General features: G+C 35.0%; 7 protein-coding genes and 1 other annotated feature. Of the genes, 5 read left to right on the forward strand and 2 right to left on the reverse strand.

Going from position 1 to position 12,340, the window contains the following annotated elements; all coding sequences use genetic code 11:
* Positions 1–134: 134 nt before the first annotated feature.
* From WMO14_RS05205 to WMO14_RS05220, 4 genes are all read left to right on the forward strand, one after another.
* Positions 135–440 carry a hypothetical protein gene (locus WMO14_RS05205; RefSeq protein WP_349153402.1) on the forward strand — a complete coding sequence of 102 codons (306 nt, stop codon included), beginning with the start codon at positions 135–137 and terminating at the stop codon, positions 438–440.
* Between the two features lie 43 nt (positions 441–483).
* On the forward strand, positions 484–2,721 hold the full coding sequence (locus WMO14_RS05210; protein ID WP_500796441.1) for a DUF3427 domain-containing protein: 2,238 nt from the start codon (positions 484–486) through the stop codon (positions 2,719–2,721).
* Between the two features lie 145 nt (positions 2,722–2,866).
* Positions 2,867–3,268 carry a (deoxy)nucleoside triphosphate pyrophosphohydrolase gene (locus tag WMO14_RS05215; protein WP_349153403.1) on the forward strand — a complete coding sequence of 134 codons (402 nt, stop codon included), beginning with the start codon at positions 2,867–2,869 and terminating at the stop codon, positions 3,266–3,268.
* A gap of 368 nt (positions 3,269–3,636) precedes the next feature.
* Positions 3,637–6,129 carry a hypothetical protein gene (locus WMO14_RS05220; RefSeq protein WP_349153404.1) on the forward strand — a complete coding sequence of 831 codons (2,493 nt, stop codon included), beginning with the start codon at positions 3,637–3,639 and terminating at the stop codon, positions 6,127–6,129.
* A 250-nt stretch (positions 6,130–6,379) separates the two neighbouring features.
* Here the strand turns inward: WMO14_RS05220 and WMO14_RS05225 are convergent, their stop codons facing one another.
* Positions 6,380–8,161, reverse strand: a complete 1,782-nt coding sequence (locus WMO14_RS05225; protein WP_022501612.1) for a methyl-accepting chemotaxis protein — start codon at positions 8,159–8,161, stop codon at positions 6,380–6,382.
* 532 nt (positions 8,162–8,693) lie between these two features.
* Positions 8,694–8,945, forward strand: a binding site (T-box leader).
* Between the two features lie 156 nt (positions 8,946–9,101).
* On the opposite strand from WMO14_RS05225, the gene WMO14_RS05230 reads away from it, so the two are divergent.
* Complete coding sequence (locus WMO14_RS05230; RefSeq protein WP_055173946.1) at positions 9,102–10,838, forward strand: carbon starvation CstA family protein; 1,737 nt, start codon at positions 9,102–9,104, stop codon at positions 10,836–10,838.
* Between the two features lie 634 nt (positions 10,839–11,472).
* Here WMO14_RS05230 and WMO14_RS05235 read toward each other — a convergent pair.
* Positions 11,473–12,324 carry a helix-turn-helix domain-containing protein gene (locus WMO14_RS05235; protein WP_318255823.1) on the reverse strand — a complete coding sequence of 284 codons (852 nt, stop codon included), beginning with the start codon at positions 12,322–12,324 and terminating at the stop codon, positions 11,473–11,475.
* Positions 12,325–12,340 lie beyond the last annotated feature (16 nt).

Consider the following 12,340-nt stretch of genomic DNA (forward strand, 5'->3'; position numbering starts at 1 on the left):
TTTGGGAAAATGTGAACGTATTATAAAGATAATAGATGAATTTATTGAGTAGTACATATTGGTGCAACTAGGTGATTGCAAAGCGGGAGTCATAACCCGCTACCGCATTATGAAAGGTAGGTGCATATCTAATAATGGAAACATTTAGAATGGCTGGTGATAATAACCGGTTGTATTTTAAAAACTACGAGAGAAGACCTGATGATGAAGAGTTTGCAGAGGTTATGAAAATTCTTAAAGAAGAAGGTGCAATTATTAGTGATAAATATATAGCACCAGATTGTGATTGGTATCAGAATTGCACTATTGGAGAAGGTGTCTTTGATATTCTTTATTCGATTGATGGAGATGGAACTTTTCTCTATACAGAAAGTGGCAAAACGCTAGAAGTATTAGAACGCTTATTTGCGAACAACCATAATAAGAATACAACTGAATAACAACCCTATCAGAAAAAATATCAAAAACCTTCCCATCACACCCTTGACACGAAGGGGAACAGGTAAGACTTATGCTTCTGCATTTGCAATGAGAGAACTTGGATTTAAAAAAGTTTTATTTTTAGTTCATAGAGGACAGCTTGCAAGACAGACTAAGAAATCTTATGAGAAGGTGTTTGCAAAATCTGTTTCTATGGGTTTGGTTGGTGCAGGTTATCATGAATATGAAGCGGATTATGTATTTGCTACTGTTCAGACGTTAAATAGGGATGAACATTTGCTTCAATATGATAAAAATGCATTTGACTGTATTATTTTTGATGAAGCACATCATGTAACTGCTGATACATATCAGAAGATTATGAAACATTTTACGCCTAAGTTGTGGCTTGGAATGACAGCAACTCCTGATAAGCGGGATGATAATATTGCAGGTAGAAATGTTTATGAGTTGTTCAATTATAAGATTGCATATGAGATACGTTTACAACAGGCCATGGAAGAAAACTTGTTGTGCCCATTTCATTATTTTGGAATTACTGATTTGTCTGTAGTTGGAGATGTTAAAGAAAATCATGATTTTAGTATGCTTACAAGCGATGAACGTGTAAGGCATATAATCCAGCAGGTAAATTATTATGGATATAGTGGAGAAAAAGTTAAAGGTCTTATATTTTGTAGCAGTATCAAAGAAACACAGGAATTATCACATAAATTTAATAATATAGTTAATCCAGACACAGGAAAATATTTTCGTACGATAGCGTTGAATGGTGATGCAACGGAACAGGAAAGACAGAATGCATTTGAGAGACTTGCAATGGATGAGAATGAGGAAAATATTAATAAGAAGCCGTTAGACTATATATTTTCTGTAGAAATATTGAATGAAGGTGTTGACATTGTAGAGGTTAATCAGGTTATTATGCTTAGACCGACACAATCGCCGATAATATTTATACAGCAGTTGGGACGAGGACTTAGAAAGGCCGATGGAAAAGAGTATGTTGTTATTCTTGATTTTATTGGTAATTATTATAATAATTTCATGATTCCAATAGCACTGTCAGGGGATAGAACTTACAATAAAGATAATATACGTAGATACATAATGGAAGGTGGAAGGGTTATTCCAGGTGCATCTACAGTGCATTTTGATGAAATAAGTAAGAAAAGAATATTTGCATCTGTTGATAATGCTAATTTTAGTGATATTAAACTGATAAAAGAAAATTACACAAATCTTAAGAATAAATTAGGAAGAATACCACATTTACGGGATTTTGATGATTATGGAGAAATGGATGTTGCCCGTATTTTTGATAATAATAGTCTGGGTTCGTATTATAAGTTTTTAGTTAAATATGAGAAGGATTATAAGCTTCGTCTTTCACAGGAAGAAGAAAAGATAGTCGAATTTATTTCCAAGAAACTGGCAAATGGTAAGAGAATTCAAGAATTACAATTACTTAAGAGAATGCTTATGTATGCAAAAGGATTGTCCAAATGTGGATTATTTTCAAGCCTTTCACAGGATATGTTGACTTATGGTAAATCAATTAGCAAGGAACAGAAGGAAAATATTATAAATGTTATGACTAATGAATTTCCGGCAGGATCTGGTAAGAAAACATATGCACAGTGTGTTTTTATAGAAAAGGAAGGCAATGATTATAAGCCAACAAAAACATTTCTTGAAATGCTATCAAATAAAGATTTTTATAATATTATTAAAGAACTTGTTGATTTTGGAATAAGTAGATATGAGAGAGATTATAAACAAAGTTATGATGTAACAGATTTTGTCCTTTATCAAAAATATACGTATGAGGACGTATGTCGTCTGCTTAATTGGGAACAGAATGAAGTTCCATTAAATATTGGTGGTTATAAATATGATAAGAAAACAAAGACATTTCCAGTATTTATTAATTATGATAAATCGGATGATATTAGTGACACAACAAAATATGAGGATCATTTTGAACAAGGATTTAGGGATCGATTGATAGCAATATCAAAATCGGGAAGGAGTCTGCAATCTGAGGATGTACAGAATTTTCTTAAGGCTAAAGAGAGAGGAATTAGAGTAGAACTTTTTGTGCGAAAGAATAAGGACGATAAGATTTCTAAGGAATTTTATTATCTTGGACATATGACGGCTAGTGGAAATACTAAGGAATTTACAATGCCAAATACACAGAAAACAGCGGTTGAGATAGAATGGATACTTGATGTTCCAGTGCGTGAAGATATATATGAGTATATTGTAAATTCATAAATATTATGTATATGTCAAAAGTATAAAAAGTCGTGTGTGCTTGCAGAAAAAGACTTTTTTACTTGATTTATTGCATTAAATCACGATATTAAAAGAAAGAAGGAAAGTGAGATAATTAATTTAATAATTGTCACACAAGAATTATATGAAAACAGTTAAAGTAGTTGCAGCAGTAATAAAAGAAGTTAATGATAATGGGGAGCCAATTATATTCGCAACGCAGCGCGGGTATGGAGAATTCAAGGATGGCTGGGAATTTCCAGGAGGAAAAATAGAGGCAGGAGAGACACCACAGGAAGCATTAAAACGAGAAATTATGGAAGAATTAGATACAAAAGTTAAAATTGGAAATTTAATAGATACAATTGAATATGATTATCCCAATTTTCACCTTTTAATGGATTGTTTTTGGTGTGAGATAGTAAGCGGAGAATTGAAGTTAAAGGAACATGAAAATGCAAAATGGCTGACTAAGGAGCATCTTGATGAGGTTGAATGGCTGCCGGCAGATGTTATTTTGATTGATAAGATAAGAATGAATATGTAGGAGAATTTATACGGAACATTTGATAAGAATGATATTAAAATAAAATTTGTATTTAATATCCAGTAAAAAGGAGTTCCCGATCTTCATAAACGGGGAGTTACTATAAGAATTTACAACATCAATTTACATATTCAGCTATTGAAAAATTTTTTCGGGGGGGTACAATAATAGCGGATATTTACAGGAATTTCTAATGATGAATATCTGAACTACTAATTTACAGAAAGAATAAGTGAGAATCTTACATTTTAACTGGCTGAATATATAGTGTTAATCAGGCTGTTGATATAGTGTTAATCAGGTGGTTGATATAGTATTAATCAGGCAGTTGAATAAAAGGTATCCGCTTATAGAAGGAGGAAATGTGTATGAAAAGACAATTTATAAAGAAGCTGGCAACAGTGACAGTTTCTGCCGCAATGCTTGCTGCCTTGTTTAGTGGTGGCATAAATGCAGATATCAGGACAGCACAGGCACAGGAAACAAATGTAGCTGCCGCATCAGAACAGTTTGATACAACAGCACCTGTAGTCGAAAGTATTTCGATTGATAAACAGGGACAGAATGTAGGAGATGATGACACATTTAAGATTACAATCAAGGCTTATGATTCTGAATCAGGTATTCAGGATGTAAGGATGATTTTAGAATCAGAAGGTGATGTCTATTTATTGGATGAATATTCATATGCCAATGGCAGATTACAGTTTAATGAAGCGGCTAACAGTTATGAGTGTACAGTAAAGATTGCTGATACTACACTTGTTGATGGAAAGGTCTTCATCGGCAATATTACAGTAACAGATAAAGCAGGAAATACATGTTCGCCAGTGATTTCAAGCACACCAGATGTATTAAATGTAACAGCTTCATCAGCTTTATACTGGGTAAATATAACTCGTAGTGATAACGAGAAACCAGTGGTTACATCTGTTGAGTTAAAGGAAAATGGACAGACAGTAAAACCGGGAGATACACTTCATGTTACAATAGGTGCAACTGATAATTACGCTTTACAAGACACTTGTTATGTGCAATTTCAAGTTAATGTAGCTGAAAGGAATAACTCACATTCTATATATCTGCAATGGGATTCTGCTAATGGCTGTTATATAGGTTCATGGGAGCTCCCAGATGATATTGTACCTGGTGAGTGGTATGTTAATTATATAGGAGTGAAAGATGTAACTGGTAACCTTGCGGAGAAAAATTCAGCAATGGATTGTAAGGTAACAGTACAGAATGACAATTATGTAGTAAATGAAAAAAATGCACCAAAGTTTAACAGTATTTCTATGGATAAGGCAGGTCAGACACTCACCGCAGGAGATCAGGTGAAATTCACAGTGGATGTTACTGATGATACAGGTGTAGCCTCTGTGAAAATGGTATTAAAAAACGTAAATTCTGAATTGTCTTCTAAAGATGATGTAGACTGCTATATGCAGAATGTTGAAGGAACAAGCAAATACGAATATACATATACTATTACAGAAAACGATTATCCATGTGAATGGTATGTTTCAAGTATAGAGGCTCGTGATGTATATAATAATATGTTGTATACATCTACTGAAAGACAAACAAGTGGAAGAGAACTTCCATTAATGTATGATTATTATTTCAATGTAACACAAAATGGTACATTTGTTCAGCCAAATGTAAATGTTATGTTCAGTTATATTAACGCAGATATGGAATGGGAAATCAAAACAATAGAAGTTCCACGAAGAACTAAGCTAAGTAAGGCATTAGAGAAGTTTGATACCGGTGTTAAATTTGATGATGCAAAAATCACAGGCTGGACAATGGTTGGCTATCCAGATTCAGATACTATAGTTAGTAATAATACAACGTTTTTGGCAAATTATAATACCAATATCGTAGAAAAATATGTGTATTCATATTCGCCAGATGTTGGTTCAAAGTGTTTATATAAAGAAACATCATTTGTTAAAAAAGGACAGAAGATTGAACTTCCAACAGTAATTCCTGGAGTTAAGAATGTAAAGTGGATTAAAACTGAAGAATTAGATGAACTTATAAAGAATGGATATATCATTAATACAGATACTGGAAGTTATTATTTCGAGGCAGATGCGGAAATAGACGATTCTGTTCCACCTACTGATGATAACAATGGTAGTACCGGTGGTAACAATAATCAGACAACAACTGATGGAAACAAAGGCAACAATGAAGGAACTAAGTTATCATCTGATAAGATACAGGAAGCTGTAGCAGCAATTACTACTGCCAAGGCTGGAGATACTTATACAGTTGATATGTCAGATGCAACAGTTGCACCAAAGGATGTGTTAGAAGCAGCCAAGGGTAAGGATGTTGATATTGTTCTTGATATGAATGGTTATAAATGGACTATCAATGGTAATAATATTCAGGCTGATAATCTTAAGGATATTAACCTTTCGGTAGATACAGACTCTGATGCAATACCAGATGATGTTATATCAGAGCTTGCTGGCAATAATCCAGTTAAGCAGATTTCACTTGCGTATAGTGGAGATTTTGGATTCAAGGCAAGTCTTACATACAATATAGGAAGTGAATATGCTGGCAAATATGGCAATCTCTATTATTATGACAGCACAGGCAGAATGATATTCCAGAATGCAGGTGCAATAGATGCAGATGGTAACATATCTCTTAACTTTAGTCACGCATCTGAATATGCAGTTGTAATAGCAGATTATGCTGTAACAACAGATAATGCTGATAATACAGCAACAGGCGGCATAGCAACAGGAGACAGCACACCTATAGCATTGTATGCTGTTCTGTGTGTGATGGCAATTGCATTAGCAGGTATTGCTGCTGTAACAAGAAAGAAGAATGTATAAAGTAAAGAGGTTATTTATCTTATTGTTATAATCAGACAAATGGCAGATAGTATCTAAAGTCATTGATGAGGATAATAAGATTAGTAATAAGTAGAAACTAAAGATAATTAATCATACCCGGCTTCATATTGTTGTGGAGCCGGGTATATCTGTATATTAAGGATAAATATAAAAGAATAAAGCAGAGGAATGAAATAGGTGTGGAAACAAACATTTCCACACCTATTTCATTCCTCTGCTATATATAAAATTAATCAATAACAAAGTTATTAACATTCTTACGAAGTTCAGCAGCAGAGGCTTCTGCGGTTTTAGCTCCATTCATAACAGCTTCTGAGCCTTTTACGATTACGATTGTCTTCTGGGCTATGTTGGTTGTTCCAGTTGCACTGTCATTAGAAGCGGAAGTGATTCCATCTATCGCCTGAGTGATATTGCTTATAGATGCAACAAGCTCTTCTGATGTTGCACTGAAATCAGATACAAGATCGTTAATGTTGGAAGCATCCATATTATAGTCATCAGCCATCTTTTCAAATCCGTTAAGACATTCAACAATATCAGTATCAACGAAATCAAGCAGGCGGTTAGAATCGCTTGTCAGGTTGCCTACAGCTTTGTTTACATTTTCTGTAACAGCCTGAATGTTGGCTACAGCATCTTTAGACTGTTCAGCTAATACACGTATTTCCTCTGCAACAACCGCAAAGCCTTTACCAGCCTCACCAGCTCTTGCAGCTTCAATAGAAGCGTTAAGGGCAAGCAGATTGGTCTGTGCAGTAATATTCAGGATAGAGTCGGCAAGCACACCAATCTGGTCAACTACTTTGGCATCTTCAAGAGCCTGCTCAAGATTTACTCTGATGTCAGCCATCATCTGTTTAACTTTCTGACGGTTTTCTACAGTATCATCCTTAGTCTTTACAGCACGTTTATGGATGTCCTGGGATTCAGTTGCACCATCCTGTGCTCTTATGGCAATTTCCCTTGCAGCTTCTTCAATCTGCTGTGTCATTCCGTTAATCTGTTCAGCAGAGGCGGCAGTTTCCTCTGAACTTGCAGCAAGCTCTTCTGTTGTTGCAGATACGTCTTCAATTTCTGCATTAAGATTGTATACATTAGTGTCGATAGTTTCTACAACCTTATCAATATTGGCAGCCTCGTTTTTTACCTGAGCTAACAGGCTTCGTACAGATTCGCGCATAGTTTCAAGTGCATTGGCTAGCTGTCCGAAATCATCCTTACGCTTAAGCATAGGCTGTTGCATTTTTGTGGCAAAATTACCACCGGCAATTACTTCGAATTGTTCTTTTATTTTTCTTAATGATTTAGTAATATCAATTGCGATGAGAGCAACGAGTATAGCAACAACAATAAGCATACATACGCTGCATAAAATAAGCGAAATAGCTTTGCTTGAAGCATAGCTGGTGAATTCCTCATCCTGCTGTGCAATAGCAGTGTCTATGTAATCAGTATAGTTGCCAGTACCAACAACCCAGTCAAAAGGTTTGAAGTATTCGCTGTAAGAACGCTTTGGTGAAGGTTCTGTTTCTCCCTCCTTAGGAAATACATAATCTGTATAACCACCACCATCCTGGACTGCAACACGTATTATTTCCTTGACCATCTGGTAGCCATCAGCATCTTTAGTATTCATACGATTAGTACCCTCAGTTGAACTTCCAAGCAGAACAATATTCTTGCCATCGGACTGGTCAACCCAGAAATATCCAGCTTCGCCATAACGCATCTGACGGATTTCATCAGCGGCTATTTTCTTAGCTTCATCAAGAGTATATTTACCAGACTTATACTCATTATTGATTTCCGATAACAGGGAGATGACAACACCAACCTGCTCTTTAATTGAATCATCATAATTTTGTCTTGATGATGTGTCCATAGTTTCAAGTGCCTTGTCTTTTAACTGGTTCATATTCTTAATAGAAATAAAACTTTCAGAAGTTACAAGGACAATTACTAAAGCCAGAATTATAGTAAGCTTTGTTCGAACCTTAATATTTTTCATTGGAATCACGCTCCTTAAATTAGATTAATTTGTGAAAAATTATATATCTCCACGCATCTTTATCTAATAATTATAATGTTATAAAAGAATTGTGTCAATAAAACCAGCTGTAAATATTAAAAAAATCTTAAATTTTCATATACTTATATATGTATATAATTATAAAGTTTGTAATTTATTAATATATAAAATAAATATATACCATACCAAAATGATATATAATATACATCAGAGTGATTATAAAAAAATCAAATATTCCTTTTATTCACAACTATCACAAGAGCAAAGGTTTTGCTGCTGGCTGTTCAAGAGAGGTTATTTAAAATAGAGCAGATATGCCCGGCTTGAGTGTTGATGACCTTATACAGCAGACAATAGATGCTTTAAAGACATTCAGAACATAATAAATGTTACAGTAAAGATATAGTAGAAATGTAGTCAAATTAAAAATACATTAAAAATACAAAAAAATAATTAAATTTTTTATTGACAAATTAAAATGAAGAGATTATCTTATTACTTAATTCAATAGTCAAATGCGAAGAACAGGAAATGATTTATTTATATCACCGCCTACAGAGAGCCGTTGGTTGATGAGAAACGGCAGCAAGGAATAGATAAGCCCTCACCTGCAAGCAGTTCTGGTGAAAGATATTAATTTAGTAGTCAGAACCGGTACCCATCGTTAACAGGGCATGCCATATGTGTGGCAGTAGAGAGGTCGGATTTATCCGGCAAGCAAAGTGGTAACGCGGAAGTAATGTAATTTACCTTCGTCTTTGTACGATATCGTTAAGATATGTGCAGAGGCGAAGGTTTTTTGCATTATGGAATTAGTTATTTTTAATTTCCGTTTTTCTGCGTTCATTGTATTTGGCTAGTGAAATAGGCTGGGAATATTTATTTGCTCAGCTAATATTATATATAGGAGAGTGACATTATGAACACTTTAGTAATCGTTTTAATCGCGGCTGTTATATTATTTGGTGCCTATATGGTATATGGCCGTTGGTTAGCAAACAAGTGGGGTATAGACCCTAAGGCAGAAACACCTGCCGTAAAGTACAATGATGGAAAAGATTATGTTCCAACCAAAGGATGGACTGTATTTAGTCATCAGTTCTCATCAATCGCTGGTGCAGGTCCTGTAACAGGTGCTATTCAGGCAGCAGCATTTGGATGGTTACCAGTATTACTCTGGATTCTTATCGGTGGTGTATTCTTTGGTGCTGTAACAGACTTCGGTGCTTTATATGCCTCAGTTAAGAACGAAGGTAAGTCAATGGGTATGATCATTGAGAAATATATCGGTAAGTTTGGACGTAAGATTTTCTTACTTTTCTGCTGGTTATTTACACTTATCGTTATTGCAGCATTTGCTGATATGGTTGCAGGTACATTTAATGCATATACAGTAGTTGATGGAGCATCACAGTTAGCACCAGCAGCTTCAACTAATGGTTCTGCTGGTACAGTATCAATTATGTTTATGGTATTCGCAGTAGTATTTGGTCTTATCCAGAAGAAGTTTAATCTTTCAGGCTGGAAAGAAGCAGTAGTTGGTATTGCATTTATTGTTGCTTCATTTGTAATTGGTAACTTCTGTCCAATTATCTTAGGTAAGAATGCATGGAGCTATATCACATTCGTATATATCTTCTTTGCAGCAGTTATGCCAATGTGGCTTATGAAGCAGCCAAGAGATTATATGACAACATTTATGTTTATCGCTATGATAGTTGGAGCAGCACTTGGTCTTGTAGTTGCCCATCCATCTATGAACCTTCCTGTATACACAGGATTTAACAATGCAAAGCTTGGAACAATGTTCCCTATCCTTTTTGTAACAGTTGCCTGTGGTGCTGTTTCAGGTTTCCACAGCCTTGTTTCATCTGGTACATCTTCTAAGACAGTAGAGAATGAGAAGGATATGCTTAAGGTTGGTTATGGTGCTATGGTACTTGAAAGCTTACTTGCAGTTCTTGCTCTTTGTGTAGCAGGTGCAGCCGCAGCCGCTGATGGTACAGCAGCAACAGGTACTCCATTCCAGATATTCAGCCGTGGTGTAGCTGGTTTCTTTGAAATGTTTGGTGTTCCAGTACATTTCGCAACAGTATTTATGACAATGTGTGTATCAGCACTTGCCCTTACATCACTTGATGCAGTTGCACGTATCGGACGTATGAGCTTCCAGGAGCTTTTCAGCGTAGATGATATGGAACATGCAGAAGGCTGGAGAAAGTTACTTTGCAATACATATTTCTCAACAATCGTAACACTTCTTTGTGGTTTCGTACTTACAAAGATTGGATATGCTAACATCTGGCCATTATTTGGTTCAGCTAACCAGTTATTAAGTGCACTTGTTCTTATAACACTCTGCGTATTCTTAAAGGTTACAGGACGCAGCAACAAGATGCTCTTCCCACCTCTTATCATTATGCTTTGTGTAACATTTACAGCACTTGTACAGAGACTTATCGCTATGGTTAAGGCTATCCAGAACGCAGCATCAGTTACAATCCCAGCAGGTACTACTACATGGGGTAAGGTGTTCATAGCAAATGGACTTCAGCTTATAATAGCAATTCTTCTTATCGTACTTGGTCTTATCATTGTAGTTAACTCAGCTAAGAGCTATGCAAAGAGTGAGAAGAACTCAGAGAAGGCTGCTTAAGCAGGTTGATGTGTTATAATGTAGATGTATTGGAAAGTGATAGATTTTAACTTCTGATTAATACATTATAATATAGAAGAAATAATTTAATTTAAAGAAAATTACTATAATTATAGAAGTGTTATAAATGAATATTATAGTTGAAATTTAATTAAAAATAGCTGGTATCTTATATAAGATGTGACAGTTTACAAAGTCAGGTTACAGATTGGACGATGTGGATAGTTACATTTATAAGATATCAGCTATTTTAAATTTATTTAATGATACCAAGGTTAAAAGGTCTAATATGAGCATAGTTCATAGTTCTTACAGTCATTTTATAATTTGTAAAATTTGATATTTGGTGTTAATATAGAATTCGGGTGCTGCCATAACGGTAGGCGGTTTAGTCTTGAACCTCTTCAGAAGGGAGGTGATAGACATGGTTACATATTCAGATTTATTTAACTATACTTTAGTTATTTGTGCGATAGTTTCTATATGCATTTCTGTGTATAAATCAAAAAAATAACCGCCCCAGTCTGGTCAACTAAGCGGTTATTTTTTAATCATTATTGAAAAGACTAAGCCGTCTATCGGTAGCATCTTTTATAATATTATATTACTCTATTTCTATTTTTATGTCAAATTATTACGTTAAATTCCCAGAATTAGAATTTCTTTTTATCTGTGTCGGTGTGATACCATAATGCTTCTTAAGCAGTGCACTAAGGTAGCTTGCATTAGATATGCCGACTTTGTTTGCAACCTCACTTATAGATATTTCCCCGATTTCTAAAAGAATCTTTGCGTGTTGTAATCGGACCGTTGTTATATATTCAGTATATGATGAACCAGTTACAGCTTTGAAAAGTCTTGAAAAATGTGATGGAGAAAGACAGGCAAAGTCTGCCACATTCTGCAGGCTGGCACCATATTCAAGATTATTTTCAGCATATATCATAGCCTTCTGAATTCTGTCATCGAATCTTTTCAGATATAAAGTATTGTTATCTGAGTCACTAGAAATGTGATGCTCATATACATAGAAGAATAGTTTATAAAACATTCCCTGAAGAAGCAGTTGTGAGTGGTCAGAATTTCGTTCGTATTCGTATAACATTTCAGCACACATTTTTTGTATTTCATTCTGTGAAGCTTTGGTAAAATGTAGATAATTGCGACAAAGAATATCTAATTGAGTATGTCCGATTATTTCAATAATAGGTTCAAATACTTCTGTACGAACTTTTATTACATATCTGTCATAAGGAACATCCGATATAGGACAGTTCCTGTGATAAACCTCAGGTTTAGCAATCCCAAAATCGCCGGCGTGGCATACACGTATGTTATCAGTTGCAATCCATCTTCGATCACCTGATACCATATAACCGATGGTGTAGTGGTCATGTGCTGCCTGCATTGCTGGCATTGTGTAGCTTGCTTCTTTTATTTTGTGGTCTATATAAATATTTTCTCCGGGTTTAAGTGGAAGAGGCATAGTAATCTCCATTCTT

The sequence above is a fragment of the Lachnospira rogosae (ex Hitch et al. 2025) genome (assembly GCF_040096455.1).
Lineage (GTDB): Bacteria > Bacillota > Clostridia > Lachnospirales > Lachnospiraceae > Lachnospira > Lachnospira rogosae.

Excerpts from the sequence above, each read along its gene's own strand:
- WMO14_RS05205 (WP_349153402.1), top strand. The coding sequence starts at position 135 with ATGGAAACATTTAGAATGGCTGGTGATAATAACCGGTTGTATTTTAAA.
- WMO14_RS05215 (WP_349153403.1), top strand. The coding sequence starts at position 2,867 with ATGAAAACAGTTAAAGTAGTTGCAGCAGTAATAAAAGAAGTTAATGAT.
- WMO14_RS05220 (WP_349153404.1), top strand. The coding sequence starts at position 3,637 with ATGAAAAGACAATTTATAAAGAAGCTGGCAACAGTGACAGTTTCTGCC.
- WMO14_RS05225 (WP_022501612.1), bottom strand. The coding sequence starts at position 8,161 with ATGAAAAATATTAAGGTTCGAACAAAGCTTACTATAATTCTGGCTTTA.
- WMO14_RS05230 (WP_055173946.1), top strand. The coding sequence starts at position 9,102 with ATGAACACTTTAGTAATCGTTTTAATCGCGGCTGTTATATTATTTGGT.
- WMO14_RS05235 (WP_318255823.1), bottom strand. The coding sequence starts at position 12,324 with ATGCCTCTTCCACTTAAACCCGGAGAAAATATTTATATAGACCACAAA.